We start from the raw sequence: 22,689 nt of genomic DNA, 5'->3' as shown, positions 1-22,689 counted from the left end.
TGCGCGGGTGATCCGATCGATGTGGCCAGTGGTGAGGTGGTGCTCGCCCAGACCGATGTTGAGTTGCCGGGTCTGCTTCCGCTTGTCCTCGGCCGCAGTCACGTGTCGTCGTATCGGGTGGGTCGGTGGTTTGGGCCGTCCTGGGCGTCGACGCTTGATCAGCGGGTCGAGGTCGACGAGCAGGGGGTGTGCTTCGTCGCCGAGGACGGCATGGTCCTGTCCTACCCGACACCCGGGGATGGCGGCGGGCAGGTCATGCCGGCGGCGGGTCCTCGTTGGCCGCTCACTCCGACCGCGGACGGTTTCCGGGTCGAGCAGCCGGAGACCGGTCGCGCCCTGCACTTCCGAACGGTGCCGGAGCAGCCTGAGCCGGAGGGCGGCGGTGGCCCTGTTCGGGTGTTGCCCCTGGTTGCCGTGACGGACCGCAATGGTCATCGGATCGACGTGGACTGGCGCGACGGCGTGATCACCGAGGTTCGGCACAGTGGTGGGTATCGGATCGCTGTCGACACCCTGCAGGGTCGGGTGGCGGCGCTGAGTCTGCTCGACGCGGAACCGTCCGGTGGGGCCCGGACGCTGGTGCGGTTCGGCTACGACGAGGACGGTCACCTCGCCGAGGTGGTCAACGGGTCCGGGCTTCCCCTCAAGTTCGGCTATGACGACGACGGCCGGTTGGTTCGCTGGCTGGATCGTAACGAGCAGGAGTACCGCTACACCTACGACGAGCAGGGTCGTTGCGTGGCCGCGACCGGTTCGGGCGGATACCTGTCCGCGCGGTTGCACTACCACCCGGCCGAGCGGACGACCGCGGTGGACGACTCACTCGGCAACAGCACCATCTATGAGCTGACCGGGCGCGGTCAAACGCATCGAGTCACGGACCCGCTGGGTCATGTCACGGCGTTCACCTGGGATCGTTTTGATCGGAAGCTGTCCGAGACCGATGCGCTGGGGCGGATCACTCGTTGGTCCTACGATGACGACGGCAACCTGGTCGAGGTCACCCGCCCGGACGGCAGCCGGGCGTCGGCGTCGTACAACGAGCTACGTCAGCCGGTCGTGGTCACCGACGTCGACGGTGCGATCTGGCGGCGCGCGTACGACGAACGCGGCAACCTGACCATGATCACCGATCCCATTGGCGCGACCACCCGATACCGCTACGGCGAGAGCGGTCACCTCAGCGAGGTGACCGACGCCCTGGACAGCGTCCTGGTGGTGGCCACGGATCCGGCGGGGTTGATCAGTCAGGTCGCCGAGCCCACCGGCGCGGTGACGACCTACCGGCGGGATTCCGCCGGACGGGTTGTCGAGGTAACCGACCCCGTCGGCGGCACCACCCATCTCGGCTGGACCGTCGAGGGGCGGCCGGCGTGGCGGCGAAGTCCGGACGGGGTGAGCGAGGAATGGACCTACGACCCGGAAGGAAACCTGGTCACCCACACCGACCAGACCGGGGCGACGACCGAGTTCGAGATCGGCCCCTTCGACCTGCCGGTGGCGCGTACCGGGCCGGACGGCGCCCGGCTGACCTTCGCCTATGACACCGAGCTGCGCCTCACCGCGGTCACCAATCCGCAGGGGCTCGTCTGGCGCTACGACTACGACCCCGGTGGGCGGCTGGTCGCCGAGACCGACTTCAACGGCCGCACGCAGACCTACACGCACGACCCCGCCGGCCAACTCGTGGCCCGCACCAACGGCGCCGGGCAGACCATTGAGCTGGTCCGTGACCTGCTGGGCAACGTCGTGCAGAAGCGCACCGCCGAGGGCGTCACCACCTTCGGGTACGACCCGGTCGGCCGGCTGCTGCACGCCACCGCACCCGAGATCGACCTCCGGTTCGAGCGGGATCCGCTGGGTCGGGTACTCGCCGAGATCCGCGACGGGCAGACTGTCACCTCGTCCTACGACGCGCTTGGCCGACGGACGTACCGGCGTACCCCCGCGGGGGTCGACAGCGCCTGGGAATATGACCCCGGGCACCGGCCGGTGGCTCTGCACACCGGTGGCGCGACGGTCAGCTTCACCCACGACGCGGCTGGCCGGGAGACCCGGCGGGCGGTCGGCAGTCTCGCGCTGACCCAGAGTTGGGACGCCAACCACCGGCTGCTCTCCCAGATCCTCACGGCGAGCCCTGCCGTCAGCGACGTGCCGGACCTGGTCGCCCACCGCGCCTACCAGTACCGCGCTGACGGCTACCTGACCGGCACCGTCGACCAGGTCACCGGGGAGCGTCGGCTGGAGCTGGACCGGGCCGGCCGGATCACCGCCGTCCAGGCCGACGACTGGACCGAGCGATACGCCTACGACGAGGCCGGCAACGTGGCCAGTGCCGCCTGGCCCGGTGCGGACGGCGACGGCGACGGCGGCGCTCGGGGTGAGCGGGAGTACACGGGAACCCTGATCCGCCGGGCCGGGAACGTGCGCTACGAACATGACGCCGCTGGCCGGGTCACGCTGCGGCAGCGCAAGCAGCGTTCGACCAAGCCCTCGACCTGGCGCTACACCTGGGACAGCGAGGACCGGCTGACCGCCGTCACCACCCCGGACGGCACCCGGTGGCGCTACCGGTACGACGCGCTCGGCCGGCGGGTCGCCAAGCAACGCCTCGACGCCGACGATGGCGTGGTCGAACAGGTCGACTTCGCCTGGGACGGCCCGCGCCTGATCGAGCAGACCCACCGCGGCGACGGCGGCGACCGGACCAGCACCTGGGAGTACGCCCCCGGCACGTTCACCCCGATCAGCCAGACCGACGCCTCGACCGGCCAGGATGAGGTGGACCGCCGCTTCTACGCGATCGTGACCGACCTGGTCGGCACACCCACCGAACTGGTCAGCCCGGACGGCGAAATCGCCTGGCAACAGCGGACCACCATCTGGGGCATTCCGACCCACGTCAGCGCCACGGGCGCGGACTGCCCGCTGCGGTTCCCCGGTCAGGTCCACGACCCGGAAACCGGCGCCTCGCACAACTACCACCGCTACTACGATCCGGTGACCGGCCGATACCAGTCTCCTGACCCACTCGGACTCGTTCCGGCCCCGAACCCCTACGCCTATGTTGACAACCCTACTGATCTCATCGACCCATTCGGTCTCGCGCCGTGTGTCCCATCCGCCCAGGTCGGCCGGAATGGTGCTCTGAACCAAGCGAAGCGTGACCTGGGTATACCGCGATCGCAGCATCCGGATGCAGTCAACCGTGTGCCGATGACGGACAAGTGGGGCAGGCGGATTCTGGACGAGAACAACCGGCCGATCATCACGCGGGAATACGTCTACACCAGACCGGACGGCAGTAAGGTGGTCATCCAGGACCACGCCGCTGGTCACCAATTCGACGGCGGGGTCGGTAACCAGGGTCCACACTTCAACGTCCGGCCGCCGGAGAATACGAGAACGGGACACGTTCCGGGGACCACCGACCACTATCCTTTTGTGAGGTAACGCCCGTGCCCACTTGGTTGGATTTAGTCGAAGACCCGCGAGGCGTCCGCTCCATCTACGGAGCGGACAACCCCCCTTCGTTGGAGAAGATCCTGTTGCACGAGGTTGTGCTCCAGCGGGATGGCCCGTCGGCCGTCCTGAGATTCGATCTGCCGGAGTTCCCGACGAATGCGCCGAGAAAATGGCGCGATCAGGGCTTCAACGTCGTGCAGGTCGGCCTGACGATGATTGGCATCAAGGACCTCTCCCTGGCGGGCTGGAACCACCGCGGTTGGGCCAGCATGGAACTGGCCTCGCAGGATGATTCGCTGATGCTGGAAGTCCTGTGGGGATCGGCTCGCATTCAGGTGCAGGCGGACGCGGCGGCCGTGACGTCGATATCGGCTTATGCCGGCGACCTGTCCCTTGAATAATCTCCGAACGTTATTGATATGGGCGCTTCTTCAGTGCCCGAGTCTTTGACAAGTTGGACTTTTCGTGAGTAGAGAGACCGAACACGTCTTCCGGGTCCGACTTGCCGGCTGGGGTATCTACGTCAGGATCCAGGCTGGACACTACTATCCGGACGGGGAACCATTCAGCGGTGCGTGGCTGAGTGGTAATGTCTTTCTTGTGGTGGACGAACCACACCTTGATGCTGGCGACCTTGAGATGATCAGGCTTGGTGTTCTGGATGTTGCCTCTGATATCGAGTCTCTAAGCCTGGCGCTGCGGTGGTCGTAGTAGTGTCTTCGGTTACTTTGGTCCTGACGCAATATCAACCGGAGGGCTTGCGGGCGGCCGTGATTGGATGGGTCAATAAACACTTCGGCCTCGGTCACCCGATGCCGGAGGTTGTCTACATTTCAGTTTCGGACAGGTACGATTTCAATTTCTCTTAGCATAAGAGGGCTGCCACTAATTGGCCGATATCACGAAATCCGTCGCGGCGGGAGCGTCAGCGGAAGCGATGTGGAACGGTCAGGTTGCGCCGGTGCCCATTTGGTTGGATTTAGTCGAAGACCCGCGTAGCGTCCGCTCCATCTATGGAGCAAATAATCCGCCTTCGTTGGAAGAAGGTCCCGACGCACGAGGTTGTGCGTTCGTCCGCATTCGACGGTGGGGGCGGGCGGTGCCGGAACGTGGGCGGGCCAGAGGGCCGATACGCCGCCGTGGATGCCCGGCCTACGGTGTGCGGGTGATCGTGCGGACCGGATGGACCATGCCCCACTCGCCCGACGTGTTGTGGCCGGCGCTCTGCGACTCGCGCCTGGAGTTGCAGCCGCGCTGCCCGGTGTTCTACCTGGGCACGCCCCGACCCACGTCGTGCCGACTGCCCGACGGCCCGGGCGAAGTCGGTGCCGCCCGGCAGTGCGTCTCCGAGCAGGGTGTGGTGCGACAGCGGATCACCGTGTGGGAGCCGCCGGCCCGGTTGGCCTTCCACATGGAGTCGACGAACCTCCACTTCCACCGTTTCGTCGACCATCTCGGTGACCTGTTCGAGTTGACGCCGGTCAACGGCGGCACCCGGGTCATCCGGACCACGACGGTGACCGTCCGAGGGTATGGCCGGCTCGCGCTGGAGCCGGCGCTCTGGGTCGGGCTGAAGTCGGTGCACCGCTTCGTGTTCCGCAACTGGCAGAAGATGGCGCTGTCGCCCCCGGCCGCGGTGTAGGCGCGGGGGTGCCGGCGGTCAGGTCGGGGCAAGCTCCGGGATGCCGTAGTGCTGGTCGAGGATCTGCATGGCGGCGCCCGCGGCGATGGCGTCCGCGCCGAGGCTGGACAGGGTCACCCGCGTGCTGAGCCAGTTCGCGCGTCGCGCATCCGCCGAGACGGCCTCGGTGACCGCCGCGAGATAGGTGTCCGGGTGTCGGAGGAGGTCCGCTCCCGCCAGCACCACGTGGGCGAGGTCGAGGGTCTGGAGCAGGTTGACGACGCCCACCGCCACGACACGGGCCGCGCGTGCCATGTCTCCGGCGTCGGCGGCGTGCTGGTGCACGATCTCCAGGCATCCGTGCCGGCCGCAGACGCAGCGGGGGCCGTCCAGGTCGACGACCGTGTGGCCGAACTCTCCCGCGTTGGTGTGCGCGCCCCGGTGGGCCGCACCGCCCAGCCAGAAGCCTCCGCCGATCCCAGACTCGATCATGATGAGTGCCGCGTCGCCGAACGTCGCGCCGTGTCGCCAGGCTTCGGCCGTGATCCCGGCGGTGACGTCCTTGTCGAGGTGGATGGGCAGGCCCAGGTGCTCCTCGGCGATCTCGCGCAGCGGCACGTCGTGCCAGTGCCGCAGGCCGTGAGCGCCGCGGACCAGGCCGTGGGCGTGGTCCAGTGGACCGATCATGCCGATGCCGACGCCGGTGAGTCGGCCGCGCAGGTCGGCGTTGCCGGCCATCGCGTCGATGCCGGAGCGTAGGGCGTCGAGAAGCTGCGGCGGGGTGAAGTCGCCGGGCAGTGGGCTGACCGTGGAGTGCCGCACGGTGCCGGCGAGGTCGACCAGGACCAGCCGCAGCGTGCGCCGGGCGACGTGGGCGCCGATCGCGTACCGGCTGTCGGGGACGAACTCGTAGACGACCGCGGGCTTGCCGACGCCCGGCCGCCGGACGTCGGTGGGACGGATCAGGCCTTCGGCGCTCAGCCGGGCGATGACCTTGGAGACCGCCTGTGGGGTCAGGCCGGTGGCCTCGACAACTGTCGACCGCTCGAACCGTCGGGCGGTACGCCCCACCGCCATGACCAGCGCCTGGTTGTAGCCGCGCAGGAACCTGACGTCCGCAGTGATGCGAGTCATCTCGCCACCCTATTACGCAACGCTGTTGCTAAATTTTCTCGGTGATCGGAATGAGCAGCGGTCGACGGGTGGCGGCGCTTGTCGCCCTGGCACTGGGTGGCGTCGCTATCGGCCTCACCGAGTTCGTGGCGATGGGCCTGCTGCCCGACATCGCGCGCGATCTGCTCGCGCCGCAGTACGCCCAGTCGTCCTCGGGAGCGGTCGCGCGAGCCGGCTGGATGATCACCGCGTACGCGCTCGGCGTGGTCGTGGGCGCGCCCCTGATCGCCGCGCTGAGCGCGCGCCTGCCCCGCAAGAGGCTCGTGCTCGGACTGCTCGTGCTCTTCGCCGTCGGCACGGTCGGGTCCGCGATCGCCCCCACCTTCGACCTGGTGCTGGTGGCTCGGTTCGCGGCGGCGCTTCCGCACGGCGCGTACTTCGGAGCGGCCGGTCTGCTCGCGGCGACGCTGATGGGCCCCGGTAACGAGGCCCGGGGGTTCGCCACCGTGCTCGGCGGCCTGACCGTGAGCAACGTGGTCGGCGTACCCCTCATCACGCGGCTCGGGCAGGCGGCCGGCTGGCGCGTCGCGTACCTGGTCATCGCCGGTGTGTTCGTGCTCACGCTGCTGGCGGTGCTGGCGGTCGTCCCGGAGGTGGCCGCGGCGGTCGACGGGTCGCCGGCCGCCGAGCTGCGGTCGCTGCGCACCCCGCAGGTCTGGTTGGTGGCCGCGACCGGCGCGGTCGGTTTCGCCGGGTTCTTCGCGGTGGACAGCTACCTCGCACCGGTCACCACCGACGTCGCCGGGCTCTCCGCCGCGACGGTGCCGTGGGTGCTTGTCGCGGTGGGTCTCGGCATGACCGTCGGCAACGCCCTGGGTGGCTGGTTCGCGGACCGTGACCTGCGGCGGAGCATGGTCATCGGGTTCGTCGCGATGATCGTGAGCATCGCCGCGTTCAGCCTCGTCGCGTCGACCCGGGTCGGTCTGTTCGTGGGCGCGTTCCTGGTCGGTGCGACGAGCCTGTACCTCGGCCCGGTCCTGCAGGCGCGCCTGATCACCGTCGCACCGGGAGCGCAGTTGATGGGTGCGGCGGTCAACCAGTCGGCCATGAACATCGCGAACAGCCTGGGCGCCGCCCTGGGCAGTGTCGCCATCGCCGCCGGGCTCGGTTATCTCGCACCCGCCCGGGTCGGCGTGGTCCTCGGGATCATCGGGTTGGCCCTGGGGCTGGTCAGCTTCGCCGTCGGTCGACGGACGCGCGAGCGTGTCCCCGCGACCGTCCCGGGCTGATCCCGAGGAGGCCGAGGTGCGCCGAGGTGGCCGGGCTGAACAGGTCCACACCTTCCGGTCGGCCGTCGCTCAGTTGACCTCTTTGGCGAGCAGGTCGCCGACCGCCGCACGGACCGGATCGGGATTCGACCAACTCCAGTTGGGGTGCGCGCGGTTGGTGAGCAGGGCGAGGACGAGCTTGCGGCTGGGATCGACCAGCAGGGACGGGCCGGCGAAGCCGGTGTGACCGAAGGTCCGGGCCGAGGTGAGCCGGCCCATGAACCAGCTCTGGTTGAGAACGACGCCGAGGCCGTGGGCGGCGGTCCGGGTGGGCCGTTCCGGGTCGACAGCGGGTTTTCCGGCGTTGTGGTTGGTCAGCATCCGGCGCACGGTCGCCGCGGCGAGGATCCGCCTGCCCTGGTGGGTGCCTCCGTCGAGGAGCAGCTGACCGATGGCCGCGAGATCGGTGGCGGTCGCGAAGACGCCGGCGTGACCGGCGATGCCACCGAGGTGGTTGGCGACGTCGTCGTGGACGGTGCCACGGAGCAGGCCCCGCGACGATCGGGCGTCGGTGGCGACGAGTCGACTGGCCCGGGCGGTGCCCGACAACCAGGTGTTGGGGTGGAAACCGGTGTCGCGCAGGCCCAGCGGACCGGTGAGGTTGCTCTTGAGCGCCTGGTCGAGCCGCTGACCGGTGACCTTCTCGACGATCTTGCCGGCGATCATGAGCCCGACGCTGGAGTAGCGGAACGTGTCCCCGGGCACGGCGCCGGAGACCAACCCGGTGGTGAGCACGGCGTTCCAGCGGGCGGCACTGTCGGCGAGGCCGGTGACCTTGGCGCCGACGGGCAGGCCGCTGGTGTGGGTCAGCAGCATCTCGACGGTGACGCGCTCGGTGCCGGCTCCGCCGAAGGCCGGCAGGTAGTCGCGGACCGGGGCGCCCAGGTCGACGCGTCCCCTGTCGACCTGCTGGAGCAGCAGGATGGCGGTGTACACCTTCGTGACCGAGGCGAGGTCGAAGATCGAGTCGGGGCGCATCGCGACCCGTTGGCTGGCCGGGAGGAGCTTCGGGCCGGCGCCGTAGCGCAGCGCCTCCCCGACGGCGGTGTGCACAGTTGTCTTCCCGTCGACCAGGACGACCGCGACGGCACCCGGAAAGCCCTTGTGCGCAACGGTCTGCGGTGTGGCGGGCAGGTGCCTGCGGAGCAGGGTCGTCACGCCCTGCGCGTAGCGGGCCTGGCCGGCCGGCTCGGCACCGCCACTCGGCGCCGCGGTGGCGCTCGGCGAGCCGGACGGGGCCGCGCTGTTACCGGCCGCGCCGAACCCCACCCGGTTGCCGGCGGCGTCGGTCGCGGTCACCGCGTCGCCGGGATCACCCGGGCCTGGCTTCGGCCCGCCGTCCGCACCGCAGCCGGTGAGGGTGGCGGTCGCGGCGGCCAGACCGGCCCCGAGCAGAGTACGACGCGCAACGGGCATGCCGGGAATCGTGACAGCTGACATCGACGTGCGCCAACCGAGCCTCCCCACCTCGGTCACGCTCATCCATTGGTCAACACATGGTCACCATCAGGACACGTTCGGTAAATGTGTGGTGCCTGTGCGACGATCGGCGGGCGTCACACCGAACGACCATCCATACCCTTGGAGAGCACGATGTCCCTCTCCCGCGCCCGCGTCTTCGCCGAGCTGAACGCGGTGCGACCCCCCGATCAGCCATCCCCGGTCCTGGGCAGGGCAGTCGTGGTCGGCGGCAGTGTCGCCGGCCTGCTGGCCGCCCGCGTGCTCTCCGACTACGCCGACAGCGTCGTCATCATCGACCGGGACGACCCGCAGGGGTGCGGCGCGCGTCCCGGCGTACCCCAGGGGACGCAGCTGCACGCGCTGCTGCCCGGCGGCTTCCTGCAGTTGGAACGGCTGTTTCCCGGCTTCCGCGACGCGGCCGTGGCGCGCGGGGCGGTCGAGGCGCCGCCCGCGGCCAGGCGCAACTACCTCGACGGTCGCCTGCGGGTCGTCGTCCCCGACGACGCCGACAGCCTGGCGGGCAGCCGGCCGCTCCTGGAGGGGCTGATCCGCCAACAGGTGCTGCGACTGCCCAACGTCAAGACGGTCACCGCCCGTGCCACGGGTCTCGTGTTCGACGGCACCGTGGTCACCGGGGTCCGCTGCGACGTCGGCGGGTCGCCCGGTGTGGAGTGCGGTGACCTCGTGGTGGACGCCATGGGGCGGTCGAGCAGACTGTCGGCCTGGCTGGAGCAGGCCGGCTGGGACCGGCCGGTCACGCGGCGGATGACCGTGCACCTCAACTACGCGACGGCCCTCTTCCGCCGCCCGGCCGAGGCGGAGGCCGCGACGGTGGCCCTGGCGCTGCACACCCCGAAGATGTCCTCGGACGTGGCCGGCGCCGCGTTCTTCGCCATCGAGGACGGTCGGTGGATGGCCATGATGGCCGGCTACGGGGACCACCGCCCCGGCTCCACCGCCGAGGACTTCGTCCGTCGACTCCGGGAGCAGTTTCCACCCGAGTTCGGTGAGGTCGCCGGCCAGCAGATGCTCGGCGACGTCCAGACCTACCACCATGCCGACAGTCGACGGCGCGACTTCCACGCGCTGCGGCGGTTTCCCGGCGGGCTCGTCAGCGTGGGCGACGCCGTCGCGTCGTTCAACCCGGTGTACGGGCAGGGGATGACGGCGGCGGCCCTGCACGCGGCCTGCCTGTCGACGTACCTGCGCACCCGCCCGGATCTGACCGCCCCCGCACACGAGTACCTCGCGTTGCAGAAGGTCGTGGTCGACGCCGCGTGGTCGACGTCGACCTCCGCCGACCTGGGGCTGCCCCACGTCGACGGGCCCTATCCGCGCGGATACCGGATCACCAGTTGGGCCAGCCGGCAGATCATCGCCGCGACCGTCACCGACGTGGCGATCGCGCGACGGTTCAACCAGGTCGTCTCCATGCGGGAGCACCCACTCACACTGGCCAGGCCCGGCGTGCTCGTCGGCGCCCTACGGGCCAACCGACGCGCCCGTTGACTAGCGGGGTAGCTTGCGCAGGATGTCGACGACGAACCGGTGGTCGTCCAGCTGCGGAAGCCCGGACACACCGACCCAGCCCACCACGCCGGTGCCGCGTACGCGCAACGGCACCGCACCGCCAGCGGCCGCGTAGCGGGAGGCCGGCAGACCGAACTTCTCGGCCAGCGTCACCTGCTTGTCCTGGCACAACCGGGCCATGTAGAGCGACGAGTGCTCGAACCGCATCACCACCCGCCCCTTGCGTCGCAGCCACCCGTCGTTGTCCGCCGTCGACCCGGGCAGGCCACAGTGGAACAGCTGACGCCCGGCCCGCCACACGCCCACCGAAACCGGCAGCCGCTGCTCCCTTGCGGCGGCGACGGCGAGCTGCCCCAGCTCGTACGCGTCCGTCTCGGACAGGCCCGCGAGCTCCAGCTCGGTCTCCTCGCGCAGCAGCTCGTCAAGCGTCGGCCACGGTTCACGATCAGATGCCATGAGTCTTCTCCTCGTCGAAACTCGTCGTGTCGGTGCTCACCAGGCGCAGGGCGCGTAGTCCTTCAGGAAACACCCGTACAGGTCCTCGCCCAGCTCGCCGCGGACGATCGGGTCGTACACCCGGGCGGCGCCGTCCACCAGGTCCAACGGGGCGTGGAAACCCTCGTCGGCCAGTCGCATCTTCGTCGGGTGGGGGCGTTCGTCGGTGATCCAGCCGGTGTCGACGCTCGTCATCAGGATGCCGTCGGTCAGCATCTCCTGTGCGCTGGTGCGGGTCAGCATGTTCAGCGCGGCCTTGGCCATGTTGGTGTGCGGGTGCCCCGGCCCCTTGTAGCCGCGGCCGAACTGGCCCTCCATCGCCGACACGTTCACCACGTACTTGCGGCGGGCCGACGCGGCGGCCATCGCCGGCCGCAGTCGACTGACCAGCACGAACGGCGCGGTGACGTTGCACAGTTGCACTTCGAGCAGCTCGACCGGGTCGACCTCCTGCACCCGCTGGACCCAGCTGTTGACCGAGTCGAGGTCGGGCACGAGACCACCGGCGTCGATGGCCGTGGACGCGGCGATCCGTTCCGGCGAGGCGGAGCCGCTGGTGAGTGCCAGCGCGGTGAGCGCGTGCGGGGTGAGCGCGGTGGACTGCGGCCCGGCGGTCAGGCTGCCCACCGGGCCGGTCTGGCCGTCCGGCTTGGCGAACGTGATCAGCTCGGGCAGGGGGCCGTCCGGTAGGGCCGCGGCCTCGGCGGCGATGAGCTGCGCGTACGCCCCGGGGGAGCGGCGGACGGTCTGCGCCGCGTTGTTGATCAGGATGTCCAGGGGGCCCTGGCTGCTGACGTCGTCGGCGAGGGCGATCACCTGGGCGGGGTCGCGCAGGTCGATGCCGACGATGCGCAGACGGTGCAGCCAGTCCCCGCTGTCGGGCATGGCGGCGAACCGGCGCACCGCGTCGTGCGGGAACCGCGTGGTCACCGTCGTGTGTGCGCCGTCGCGCAGCAGCCGCAGCGCGATGTACATGCCGATCTTCGCCCGACCGCCGGTGAGCAGTGCGCGCCGGCCGGTCAGGTCGGTACGGGCGTCGCGGCGCTCCCGGTTGAGCGCGGCGCAGGACGGGCAGAGCTGGTGGTAGAAGGCGTCCACCTCGCGGTAGCGCTGCTTGCACACGTAGCAGCCGCGGGGGTTGTGCAGGAAGCCCGCCGTCTCACCCGCGGCGGAGGACGCGAGCGGGATGCCCTGGGTCTCGTCGTCGATCCGCCCGGGGGCGCCGGTGGCGGTGGCCTCCGTCACCGCCCGGTCGGCCGTGAGGATGGCGTCCCGCCGTTCCTCACGCCGCCTCTGCTTGATCACCTTGTAGAGCCGGGCGGTGGCCCGCTGCACCCGCACCACGTCCGGGTGGTCGGAGGGCAGGGCCTCCAAGGCCTCGAAGACACCGAGGCAGGCCTCCAGCCGATCGCGGTCGATGCCGCCTTGACCGTTTTCGGTAATGTTGTCCACCGTCATGTGTCTGTGTCTCGTCCCGTTTCCCGTGCCGGAACCAGCCGGCCCACCCCAAGTCCGACCCGAAACTGTACGCGGGGTCCGCGACGGACCCCGCGTACACCTGTCGGCCCCGGAGGCGGCAGGCGGCGTCGGTCTCAGGCCTCGTCGGCGCGGCCGAGACGCCAGTAGCCCATGAAGGCCACCGCGCGCCGGTCCAGGCCCCGCTCGGCGACCAGGTGTCGGCGCAGGTTCCGGATGACGCCGGCCTCCCCGGCGAGCCACGCGTACAGCGGTGTCACGGTCACCTCGTCGGGGACCTCCCACAGGATCTCGGTGTCGACGTCCACGTCCGCGACCGGCGCGGTGGCCGCCGTCGCGCCCGGGGCCAGCAGTTCCCCCGCCGCCACGGTGACGGCGGGCACCAGGCGGCTGCCGTGGGCGTCGTCGCCCCGGGGCAGCCAGCGCACCTCGACGCCGGGAGGTGCGGCCAACGGCAGCACGTCGTCGGCGTCGGGCACCTCCAGCAGGACGACGCCCCGGGCTTCGCGAGGCAGGCGTTCGCAGATGCTGGCGATCGCCGGCACGGCCGTCTCGTCCCCGGCCAGCAGCAGGCTGCCCCCGGCCGACGGGCGGAACTCGGCCCCGCCGTGGTCACCCTCGTAGGCGGAGTCCGGCCCGACGATGGCGATCTGGTCCCCCGCGCCCACCCGCCGCGCCCAGCGCGTCGCCGGCCCGCCGTCGCCGTGCAGCACCAGGTCGACGTCGACCTCGGCCAGGTGCGGTCGGACGGCCCGCACGGTGTAGGTACGGATCGGGGGACGTCGGTGCTCGGGCAGGGCCCGCCAGGTCGCGTACCAGTCCGCGCCCTGGGGAAGGTCCACCCCGCGCTCACCGGGCAGCGGCAACGCCAGCTTGATCCGCTGGTCGTCACCGTTGTCGGCGAAGCGGTCGAGGTCCGCTCCGGTGAAGGTCACCCGGGTGAAGGACGGGCTGAGTCGGCGTACGGCGCGGACGGTGACGGCGAACACGCGGTACGGCGCGATGGGCAGGGTCTCGGTCATGGTGCCTCTCTCGACTCGGGCCGGCGTCTACCGGGTGGTGCTCGCCAAGGCGCGGGAGCGCCACAGCAGCCAGACGAAGTACGGTGCGCCGATCATGGCCGTGACCAGGCCGGCGGGGATCTGGGCCGGGGCGATGACCGTCCGGCCGAGGGTGTCGGCGATGCTGACCAGCGCCGCGCCGAGCAGTGCGGCCACCGGGAGCACCCGGGAGTGTCGTCCGCCGACGAGCGCCCGCGCGGCGTGCGGAGCGACCAGGCCGACGAAGCCGATGACCCCGACGGCCGAGACGGCGGTGGAGGTGAGCAGCGCCGCCGCGCCGAGCGCGATCAACCGGGTGCGTTCCAGCCGGACGCCCAACACCCGGGGGGTGTCGTCGTCCAGGGCCAGCAGGTCGAGTTCGCGACGGGCGGCGACCACGGCCGGGGTGAGCACCAGCAGCGCGATCAGCACCGGCAGCACCTGGGTGGGCAGCCGACCGTAGGTGGAGCCGGACAGCCAGGTCAGCGCCTTGCCGGTGTTCCACGGGTCGAATGCGACGACCAGGTAGGTGATGACCGCCATGCCGCCCTGCCAGGTGCCGAAGCCGATCAGCACCAGCCGGTCGGAGCTGAGCCCGCCGCGCCAGGCCAGGCCGTAGACGAGGGCGAACGCCAGCATCGCGCCGAGCCCGGCGACGCCGGAGACGGCCCACACCCCGGCCAGCGGCACGAAGGTGAGCAGGGAGACGGCGCCCAGCCCGGCGCCGGCGGTGATGCCGAGGATGCCGGGTTCGGCCAGCGGGTTGCGGCAGACCGCCTGCACGGTGGTGCCGGCGACCGCGAGCGCCGCGCCGGCCAGGACCGCCGCGGCGACGCGCGGCCACCGCTGGTCCAGCACAAAGGTGTACGCCGGCCCGGTGCTGCCGTTGACCCAGTTGACGACGTCGCCGAGCAGCACCCAGGTGTCCCCGGCGAGCATGCCGACCGTCACGGCGCAGACGGTCAGGACGGCGGTGACCGCGACGACGCCCCGGTGGAAGGCGGCGGAGCGGACGGCCGCGTGGCCGCCGGGCGGACGGCGGGTGGGGCCGGCGTCGCGGTGCCGGCGCGCCAGCCAGATGAGGATCGCCGCGCCGAACAGGGTGGTGACCACGCCGGTGGGGATGTCCACCCCGGCCTGCCCACCCAGCACGGCGCGCAACAGCACGTCCGAGCCGAGCACGATGATGACGCCGGCGATGCCGGACAACGGCAGCAGGACGCGGTGCCGGTGCACCCCCGGCACCACGGGGCCGAGCAGCCGGACGATCACCGGGGCGCACAGGCCGACGAAACCGACCGGGCCGGTGAGGGTGACGGCCGCGGCGGACAGCAGCACGGCCAGCACCACGACGGTGAGCCGGGTACGCCGCACGTCGAGGCCGAGCACGGTGGCGGTGTCGTCGCCGAGGGCGAGGATGTCGAGGCGGTGCCCGAGCAGGACCAGCATGACGATGGCGCCGACGATCACCGGGGCGAGTTGGGTCAGTGCGCTCAGGTCGCTCTGCACCAGCGAGCCGTTGCCCCAGGCGAACAGCCCGATGGTGGCCTGCTCGAACAGGAGCAGCAGCAGGGTGGTCACCGACCCGAGCGCCAGCGCGGTCGCCGAGCCGGCGAGGATGAGCCGGGTGGTGCCGGCCTGCCTACCGGAGGACATCGCCAGCACCAGGCCGGCGGCGGCCAGCCCGCCGCAGAAGGCGAGACCGCCGGCGGGCAGCGCGGGCAGCGAGATGCCGAACGCGGCCACCGAGACGATCGCCAGGTGCGCGCCGGCGTTGACGGCGAGGGTGTCGGGGGAGGCGAGTGGGTTGCGGGCGATCGACTGCAACGCGGCGCCGGCGAACCCGAGCGCGACGCCGATGGCCAGCCCCGCGAGCAGCCGGGGCAGTCGGGCGGCGAGCAGGACGCGGGCCGTCTCGTCGTCGGTGCCGGTGGCGAGCCGCAGCAGGTCCAGGGCGCCGACGTTCGAGGTGCCCTGGGTGAGGTGGACCGCGCCGACCACGAGCAGCAGCAGGGTCGCGGCGACGAAGACGACGGCGACGCGGGGCGCGGCCGGGCGTCCGCCCGGAGCCGGCCGGGTGGCCGGCTCCGGGCGTGGGGGTGCGCTCAGCACGCTCACACCGCGTACGTCTTGACGAGTTCGTCGAGGTACTGCTTGCCGGACAACGGCCCGCCGAAGGTCCAGATGCCGTTGGGCATCTTGTGCAGGTTGCCCTGCCGCACGAAGGGCAGCGACTTCCAGATGGCGTTTCCGGCGAGACCGTTGGCGAACACGTCGTCGCCGTCGGAGGCGCTGTAGAAGAGGCGCAGGTTCGGGTCCTTGAGCACCGTCATGCCCTCGACGTCGGTCTGGCCCAGGCCCCACACCTCGTCGGTCTTACCGGTCCAGGCGTTGGTGAGGCCGAGCTGGATGCCGATCTGGGAGACCAGCGCGCCCTTGCCGAACATTCGGATGCTGACGGTGCTGCCCTCCTTCCAGCCGTCGGCGATGGCGAACGGCCGGCCGGCGGCACCCGCGTCGGCGATCTTCTTCCTGCCGTCGGCGATGGCCGCGTCGAAGTCGGTGAGCAGCTGCTGTGCCTCGGTGGTCTTGCCGACCGCCTTCGCGATCATGGTGAGGTCGGTGCGCATCCGGCCGAGGTTGTCGGTGGCGTCACTGCCTTTGGCGACCACGACGGGCACGAACTTCTCCAGCTGACTCACCAGGCTTCCGCCCCGGTCGTCCTCCATCACCACGAGGTCGGGCTGGAGGGCGACGATCGAGTCGACGCTGGGCTCGCCGCGGGTGCCGACGTCCTTGACGCCCGGGTCGAGCTTCGCGGCGGTGACCCAGGTGCCGTAGCCCTTGGGGTCGGCGACACCGACGGGCATGACGCCCAGGCTGACAAGCATCTCGACCTCGCCCCACTCCAGCCCGACGACCTTTGTCGCCGGGGCCTTGAGAGTGACCTGCTTGCCCCGGCTGTCGGTGAGGGTGACCGGGCCGCCGGCCGCCGAGGGGGAGGTCTCGGGGGACGCGGCGGTCTCGGTGGTGCCGCAGGCGCCGAGCGTCAGCGCGGCCACGACGGCGAGGAGGGCGGTGATACGGGTACGGGTCATGACGGTCTTTCTTCTGCTGTGGATAGGGGTGTTCAGACCAGGGCGCGGATCTGGTGCCGCCCGACGGGGCGGGTGGTGACCAGTCCGCTGAGCGGATCGGTGGTCACCTCGATGCGGATCCCGTAGGTCTGGGTGAGGGCGTCCTCGGTGAAGACCGCAGCCGGGGTGCCGGTGGCACGGACCCGGCCCTGGTGCAACAGGACCACCTCGTCCGCCACTGCGGCTGCCTGGTTGAGGTCGTGCAGCACGACGCCGACGGCGACGCCGTGATCGTTCGCGAGGTCGCGGACCAGGTCGAGGATCTCCACCTGGTAACGCAGGTCGAGAAACGTGGTGGGCTCGTCGAGGAGCAGCACCGGAGTGTCCTGGGCCAGGCAGGTGGCCAGCCACACCCGCTGCAACTCGCCGCCGGACAGTTCGTCGACGGGGCGGTCTGCCATCGTCGCGACGCCGGTGACGTCCATGGCGCGGGTGATCGCGGCGGGACCGTGCGGGTCCTCCGCGCGCCAGCGCCCCCGGTAGGGGTGGCGACCGTAGCCCACGACGTCCCGGACGGTGACCCCGTTGGGCACCGGCCTGCTCTGGGCGAGCAGCGTGACCCGCCGGGCGAACTCCCGGACCGCGAGGCTGGCGGCCGTGACGCCGTCGGCGAGGTGCACGGTTCCGGCCTCGATCGGGTGCAGCCGGGCCAGTGCCCGCAGCAGGGTGGACTTGCCGCTGCCGTTGGGCCCCACCAGGGCGGTCACGGCACCCGCGCGGAGGTTGATCGCGGCACCGTGCACCACCGGCACACCGTGATAGCCCAATTGGAGGTCGACGCCGGACAGGCTGCGCTCCCCGTTGACCGACGCCAACTCGCTCTGCATGAGGTTAGGCTAACCTAACCGAATGATGGCCTGTCAAGCTGGTCGCGGGCCCGTGGCCGGCCTGGCGGACCGGTGGGCGTCGGGTCCGTGCGCGCGTGGGGGATGCTGGGTCCGTGCAGATCGCGATCCTCCGCCCACTCGCCGTCGACGGCCGTCCCGTTCGGGGTGAACGGCTCGCGACGGTGATCCGCGCCCTGGCCGACGCGCGAGGGCGGGCAGTCTCCACGAGCCTGCTCGTGGACGCCGTGTGGGATGGCGCGCCGCCCGACGACGCGACCGGCGCCGTCCAGGCCCTGGTGTCCCGGGTGCGTCGTCTCGGGCTGCCCGTGGTCGCGGTGCCGGGTGGCTACCGGCTGCCCGCCGAGGAGGTCACCGTCGACGCGGTCGAGGCGCGGGCGCTCGTCGACCAGGCGCGGATCGTGTTCCACTGTGGCGACGTCCGTGCCGCCCGCGGCTTGGCCGATCAGGCACGTGCCCTGTTCCCCGCGGTCCCGGAGCTGGTCACCAGCGAGGACACCCGACTGTTCGCGGATGTCACGGCGCTGCGCGCGCAGGCGGCACTCGCCGGCGTGGGTGCCTTCGACGAGGTCGACCTGAGGCGGCTCGTCGCGCGTACGCCCCCGGACGAGCCGTCGGCCGCCCTGCTCGTCCGGGTGCTCGCCGCCCAGGGCCGCGAGGCAGAGGCGCTGGAGGTGGTCGAGCGACTCCGGGCCGAACTGGCCGACCGGTACGGCACCGACCCGTCGCCCGTGGTCACACAGGTCCATGTGGCGCTGCTGCGTGGTGAACTCACCGCCCCGCCCGTCGCCGCGGCGCCCCGGCAACCGCTGCGGATCGCGTTGCCCGCCGCCTGGCGTCGGCCGATGACCGCCCTCGTCGGCCGGGAGCGGGACGTGGACGCCGTCGCCGACGCGCTCGCCGAGACACCCGTGGTGACGATCGTGGCGACCGGTGGCGCGGGCAAGACCCGGCTCGCCGCCGAGGTGGCGAGACGCGCCGCGGCGGCCGGGCGGTCGGTGCGCGTGATCGAGCTCGCCGGCCTGCGCTCGCCCGAGGAGGTGCTGCCCACGGTGCTCGCCGCGCTGGGCGGTGCGGACACCACGGCGACCGGCGCCAACCTGGGCCTGGAGCGGCGGGTGCTCAGCCCCGAGGAGCGGCTGCGCGCCGTGGCGCCCGACCTCGACGGGCTGCTGGTGCTGGACAACTGCGAGCACGTCCTCGACGCGGTGGCGGCCGTCGTCGCGGACCTGGTCGCGGTGACGTCACCGGAGGTCGCGGTGCTCGCCACCAGCCGGGCCCCGTTGGGTCTGGCCGGCGAACTGGTGCACCGGCTGACCGCCTTGCCGGACACTGACGCGCTCGCGCTTGTCGAATCCCGGGCGAGGGCCGGCGGTGCGGTGCCGACCTGGGACGCCGAGCGGGTGCTGGCCCTGTGTCACCGCCTCGACAACCTGCCGCTGGCACTCGAGTTGGCCGCCGCGCGGCTGCGGCACATGCCGATCGACGACGTGCTCGCCGGGTTGACCGACCGGTTCGCGCTGCTCGACGACGCCCTACGCGGCCTGCCGGAGCGGCACGCGAGCCTGTGGGCGTTGGTCGACTGGAGCAGGGAACTGCTCGCCGTGGACGACCGCGAGTTGCTGCAACGGGTCGCGGTCATCCCCGCACCGTTCACCGCCGACCTCGCCGCCGCAGTCGCGCAGACCCCCGATGTGCGTCGCGGCCTGGCGAGACTCGTCGAACAGTCGCTGTTGACACTTGTCGAGGGGGACGGCCCGCCGCGTTACCGGATGCTCGAAACGGTCCGCGAGTACGGCGAAGCCCGGCTCGACGCGGCGGGTGCCCGGGAGCTGGCCATGACCGGCCTGGTCGGGTGGGCGCGGAAGGAGGCCGTCGCACTCGCCGGCCGCTTCGTCGGCCCCGACCAGGTCGACGCGCTGCACCGCTGTGCCGCCGAGCAGGACAACCTGGTCGCGGGCCTGCGGTGGGCACTGGGACAGGACGACGAGCCCGCCGCGATCGACGTCACCACCGCGCTGTTCCACCTCTGGTCGGTGCGGGGCCTGCACCTTGAGGTCCTCGCCTGGGCGCGCGGGCTGCTGCACGTCGACGACCCGCGGCGACGAGCGCGATCGGCGATCCTGCGGGGGGCGGCCAGCGGCCGACCACTGCCCAACGCCGACCGACTCGCCTGGACCTGCGTGGTGATCAGCGTCAACGCCGGCATCAGCGCCGATCTGCGGTCCGCCGTGCTCGCCCGGCGGGCGCTGCGCACGGTCCTGGCCGAACGGCCCGCCGAGGTGTCGTCCCGGCTGACCGCCCTCGCCTCGGCGTTGCCCGGCTTCGACGCGTCCGACCTGGAGCAGAGCTTGAAGAGCGCGGCCGAGATGATCGCGCACCCGGACCCGTACGTGCAGGGGCTCGGGCTGTTCGCGCGCGCCGCGGTACGGGAGAACGGCGGCCTGCCGCAGGAGTCGATAGGTGACGCCGAGCAGGCGTACCACCGCTTCGAGGCCGTCGGCGACCACTGGGGCATGGCGATGGCGGCGGGTGCCGTCGGGCAGTTCCTGGTCCCGGGCGGGGACGCCCGGGCGGCCGAGTGGCTGCGGCGCAGCGTGCAGCACATGGAGTTGGTCGGCGCCGCACAGGACGCGCGCTCGATCCGGGTCCGGCTGGACGTGCAACTCGCCCTCACCGGTGACGCGGAGGCGGAACGGCGGCTGGCCGAGACGGCCACACCGGGTCAGTCCGAGCAGATGGACACCGCGCAGGCGCTGCTCGGCCTGGCGCACCTCGCCTGGCAACGCGAGCGGTACGACGAGGCGCTCGCCCGTGCCGACGATGTGACAGGTCTCCTCGCCGGCTGGGTCGGACCGCTGCCACAGCCCCGCGTGATGCTGCGGGCGGCCACGGCGGTTCTCTACCTACGGGTGGCCCAGGCCGGGTGGGTGTCCGGAACCGAGGCCGCCGCCCACTCGGCGGCGATGCTGTCGCTCGCCCGCGACGACGCGCTGACATCGAGGGACCTGCCGGTGATCGGGGCGTGGGCGTCGGGTGGCGCGGAACTCGCGGCGCAGCGGGATAACATCGACGCTGCCCGCGAACTGGCCGTGCTCGCGAAGCGGATCGGCACCCACATCGAGATGTTCTTTCCCACCGGCAGCAGCGAACGGCTCAGCGCCATCCTCGGGGACGAGGAACAGCGTGAGCCGTTGCTGGCCGCGTGGCGCGAGCGGCCGGCCGCCGCGGCCGTCAGCCGGATCCGCGAGTTGATGGACGACCTGCTCGCCTAGGTCAGATCTTCTTGCGGTACGCGCGTAGCGCCAGCGGCATGAACACCGCCACGAAGCCGGCGCACCAGGCGAGCGTCCACCAGACGTGGTTGCCGAGTGGGGTGCCGAGGAACAGTCCGCGTACCGATGCCACCAGGTGGGTCATCGGGTTGACGTCCACGAACGCCTGCATCCAGCCGGGCAGGGTGTCGGCGCCGACGAACACGTTCGACGCGAAGCTCAACGGCATGATCAGCGCGAACATCACGCCCTGCACGGCACCCGCGGTGCGCACCTTCATCGACACCAGCACCGGCAGCCAGCTCAGGCAGAGCGCGAACAGCACCGCGAGCAGGCACCCGGCGATCGCCCGGAACAGGTCGGTCTCGATCCGGAAACCCAGCACGTAGCCGATCGCGAGGGTCGACACCGTGACGATGACGTACCGGACGACGTCGCCGAGGACCGCGCCGACGAGTGGTGCGGAGCGGGGGATCGGCAACGAGCGGAACCTGTCGAAGATGCCCTTGGCGATGTCGGTGTTGAGGTTGACGCCGATCGCGATGGCGCCGGTGGCGATCGTCTGCGCCAGGATGCCGGGCAGCAGGAACTGCAGGTAGTCGTGGGTCGATCCGGCGACCGCGCCGCCGAAGACGTACACGAAGATGATGAGGAACAGCACCGGTTGCAACGTGACGTCGATGAGTGCCTCGGGCGTACGCCAGGTCTTGATCAGGCTGCGCTTGGCGAGCGCCAACGAGTGCCGGACCAGCCGGAACGGCCGCGGGTTCGGGGCCGTTGTCGACAGTGCGCGGCTCTTCGTGGGTGCCGTGTCGATCAGAGTGCTCATGCCGCGACCTCCGTGGGGCGGGTGGTGTCGTCGTCGGATGCCGTACGCCCGGTGAGGGTGAAGAACACCTCGTCGAGGCTCGGCAGGTGCAGGGAGAGTTCGGTGACCGCGATGCCGGCGGCGGCGAACCGCGCGACGCTCTCGGTCAGGGCCGCGTCGTCGGTGACCGGCACCGCGAGCACACCCTTGCGGATCTCGTCGGCCTGCGCCCCGGAACCGACCTGGGTCAGGATCTCCGCGGTACGGGGCAGTTGCGCCGCGTCGGAGGGCCGGACCTCGAGGGTCTGCCCGCCGACCACCCGCTTGAGCCCGTCCGGCGTGTCGTGCGCGATGACCCGGCCGTGGTCGATGACCGTGATCGCGTCGGCGAGTGCGTCGGCCTCCTCCAGGTACTGGGTGGTGAGCAGCACCGTCGAGCCGTTGCCGACAAGCGAGCGGACCACGTTCCACATGTCCTCGCGCTTGGCCGGGTCGAGTCCGGTGGTCGGCTCGTCCAGGAAGATCACGTCGGGGGAGCCGACGAGGCTGGCGGCCAGGTCCAGCCGCCTGCGCATGCCGCCGGAGTAGGTCTTGGCCGGCCGGTTCGCGGCGTCGGTCAGGTCGAACCAGTCGAGCAGTTCGGCGGCCCGCCGCCGGGCACCGGTGCGTCCCAGCTCCAGCAGGGTGCCGAACAGTTCCAGGTTCTGCCGCCCCGTCAGGTCCTCGTCGACCGAGGCGTACTGGCCGGTGAGGCCGATGCTCTGCCGAACGCGCTCGGCGTCCCGTACCACGTCGAAACCGCCGATCCGGGCGGTTCCGCCATCCGGGGCGAGCAGGGTGGAGAGGATGCGTACGGCGGTGGTCTTGCCGGCGCCGTTGGGGCCGAGCACCCCGAGCACCGTCCCGCGGGGAACCGCGAGGTCCACACCCTGCAGCGCCCTCGTCTTCCCGAACGTCTTCACGAGGCCCTCGGCCTCGATCACCAGGTCAGCTGTCATGCGGACAGCCTGCACGGGTCGGCTGACACCGCCCCGACACGCCACCGACACCGGCTGACACCGGCAGTTCCGGCCCCGGCGGTTCCGGCCCCGCGCG

17 protein-coding genes are annotated in these 22,689 nt (G+C 71.4%); 7 read left to right on the top strand and 10 right to left on the bottom strand.

Annotated features, from left to right (window positions below):
* Nucleotides 1-15: 15 nt before the first annotated feature.
* The 4 genes from AB0B14_RS07850 to AB0B14_RS07835 all read left to right on the top strand — a co-directional run bounded on the left by AB0B14_RS07850 (nucleotide 16) and on the right by AB0B14_RS07835 (nucleotide 5,107).
* Nucleotides 16-3,453 carry an HNH/endonuclease VII fold putative polymorphic toxin gene (locus AB0B14_RS07850; RefSeq protein ID WP_357521921.1) on the top strand — a complete coding sequence of 1,146 codons (3,438 nt, stop codon included), beginning with the start codon at nucleotides 16-18 and terminating at the stop codon, nucleotides 3,451-3,453.
* Between the two features lie 5 nt (nucleotides 3,454-3,458).
* Nucleotides 3,459-3,866 carry an Imm50 family immunity protein gene (locus AB0B14_RS07845; RefSeq protein WP_357075985.1) on the top strand — a complete coding sequence of 136 codons (408 nt, stop codon included), beginning with the start codon at nucleotides 3,459-3,461 and terminating at the stop codon, nucleotides 3,864-3,866.
* Nucleotides 3,867-3,930: 64 nt separating this feature from the next.
* Complete coding sequence (locus AB0B14_RS07840) at nucleotides 3,931-4,176, top strand: hypothetical protein (RefSeq protein ID WP_357521905.1); 246 nt, start codon at nucleotides 3,931-3,933, stop codon at nucleotides 4,174-4,176.
* Nucleotides 4,177-4,630: 454 nt separating this feature from the next.
* The gene (locus AB0B14_RS07835; RefSeq protein ID WP_357521904.1) at nucleotides 4,631-5,107 is read left to right on the top strand and encodes a hypothetical protein; all 477 of its coding nucleotides are present in this window, start codon (nucleotides 4,631-4,633) and stop codon (nucleotides 5,105-5,107) included.
* A gap of 18 nt (nucleotides 5,108-5,125) precedes the next feature.
* Here the strand turns inward: AB0B14_RS07835 and AB0B14_RS07830 are convergent, their stop codons facing one another.
* Nucleotides 5,126-6,220 (bottom strand): ROK family protein, encoded by a 1,095-nt coding sequence (locus AB0B14_RS07830; RefSeq protein WP_357521902.1) that lies wholly within the window; start codon nucleotides 6,218-6,220, stop codon nucleotides 5,126-5,128.
* 50 nt (nucleotides 6,221-6,270) lie between these two features.
* On the opposite strand from AB0B14_RS07830, the gene AB0B14_RS07825 reads away from it, so the two are divergent.
* Nucleotides 6,271-7,488 carry an MFS transporter gene (locus AB0B14_RS07825; protein ID WP_357076289.1) on the top strand — a complete coding sequence of 406 codons (1,218 nt, stop codon included), beginning with the start codon at nucleotides 6,271-6,273 and terminating at the stop codon, nucleotides 7,486-7,488.
* A gap of 69 nt (nucleotides 7,489-7,557) precedes the next feature.
* On the opposite strand, the gene AB0B14_RS07820 is transcribed toward AB0B14_RS07825, so the two are convergent.
* Nucleotides 7,558-8,943 (bottom strand): serine hydrolase domain-containing protein, encoded by a 1,386-nt coding sequence (locus AB0B14_RS07820; RefSeq protein ID WP_357521900.1) that lies wholly within the window; start codon nucleotides 8,941-8,943, stop codon nucleotides 7,558-7,560.
* Between the two features lie 177 nt (nucleotides 8,944-9,120).
* On the opposite strand from AB0B14_RS07820, the gene AB0B14_RS07815 reads away from it, so the two are divergent.
* The gene (locus tag AB0B14_RS07815) at nucleotides 9,121-10,497 is read left to right on the top strand and encodes an FAD-dependent oxidoreductase (RefSeq protein ID WP_357521898.1); all 1,377 of its coding nucleotides are present in this window, start codon (nucleotides 9,121-9,123) and stop codon (nucleotides 10,495-10,497) included.
* Here AB0B14_RS07815 and AB0B14_RS07810 read toward each other — a convergent pair whose 3' ends face one another.
* From AB0B14_RS07810 to AB0B14_RS07785, 6 genes are all read right to left on the bottom strand, one after another.
* A complete protein-coding gene (locus AB0B14_RS07810) occupies nucleotides 10,498-10,974 on the bottom strand; it encodes a heme-degrading domain-containing protein (protein WP_357076003.1) in 477 nt (158 codons plus the stop codon).
* A gap of 36 nt (nucleotides 10,975-11,010) precedes the next feature.
* A complete protein-coding gene (locus AB0B14_RS07805) occupies nucleotides 11,011-12,471 on the bottom strand; it encodes an SDR family NAD(P)-dependent oxidoreductase (protein ID WP_357521896.1) in 1,461 nt (486 codons plus the stop codon).
* Nucleotides 12,472-12,605: 134 nt separating this feature from the next.
* Nucleotides 12,606-13,511 (bottom strand): siderophore-interacting protein, encoded by a 906-nt coding sequence (locus tag AB0B14_RS07800; protein ID WP_357521894.1) that lies wholly within the window; start codon nucleotides 13,509-13,511, stop codon nucleotides 12,606-12,608.
* Nucleotides 13,512-13,538: 27 nt separating this feature from the next.
* Complete coding sequence (locus tag AB0B14_RS07795) at nucleotides 13,539-15,641, bottom strand: iron ABC transporter permease (RefSeq protein WP_357521892.1); 2,103 nt, start codon at nucleotides 15,639-15,641, stop codon at nucleotides 13,539-13,541.
* A gap of 2 nt (nucleotides 15,642-15,643) precedes the next feature.
* On the bottom strand, nucleotides 15,644-16,627 hold the full coding sequence (locus AB0B14_RS07790; protein WP_357076015.1) for an iron-siderophore ABC transporter substrate-binding protein: 984 nt from the start codon (nucleotides 16,625-16,627) through the stop codon (nucleotides 15,644-15,646).
* Nucleotides 16,628-16,659: 32 nt separating this feature from the next.
* A complete protein-coding gene (locus AB0B14_RS07785) occupies nucleotides 16,660-17,493 on the bottom strand; it encodes an ABC transporter ATP-binding protein (RefSeq protein ID WP_357521891.1) in 834 nt (277 codons plus the stop codon).
* Nucleotides 17,494-17,606: 113 nt separating this feature from the next.
* On the opposite strand from AB0B14_RS07785, the gene AB0B14_RS07780 reads away from it, so the two are divergent.
* Nucleotides 17,607-20,786, top strand: coding sequence for a BTAD domain-containing putative transcriptional regulator (locus tag AB0B14_RS07780; RefSeq protein ID WP_357521889.1), 3,180 nt, complete (start codon nucleotides 17,607-17,609; stop codon nucleotides 20,784-20,786).
* A gap of 1 nt (nucleotide 20,787) precedes the next feature.
* Here the strand turns inward: AB0B14_RS07780 and AB0B14_RS07775 are convergent, their stop codons facing one another.
* A complete protein-coding gene (locus tag AB0B14_RS07775) occupies nucleotides 20,788-21,615 on the bottom strand; it encodes an ABC transporter permease (RefSeq protein WP_357521887.1) in 828 nt (275 codons plus the stop codon).
* The gene (locus AB0B14_RS07770) at nucleotides 21,612-22,592 is read right to left on the bottom strand and encodes an ATP-binding cassette domain-containing protein (RefSeq protein ID WP_357521885.1); all 981 of its coding nucleotides are present in this window, start codon (nucleotides 22,590-22,592) and stop codon (nucleotides 21,612-21,614) included. Before AB0B14_RS07770 ends, AB0B14_RS07775 begins: the two co-directional genes overlap by 4 nt.
* Nucleotides 22,593-22,689 lie beyond the last annotated feature (97 nt).

The sequence above is a fragment of the Micromonospora sp. NPDC049171 genome (assembly GCF_040648275.1).
Taxonomy (GTDB): domain Bacteria; phylum Actinomycetota; class Actinomycetes; order Mycobacteriales; family Micromonosporaceae; genus Micromonospora.
This window is presented reverse-complemented; position numbering and strand designations above follow the sequence as displayed.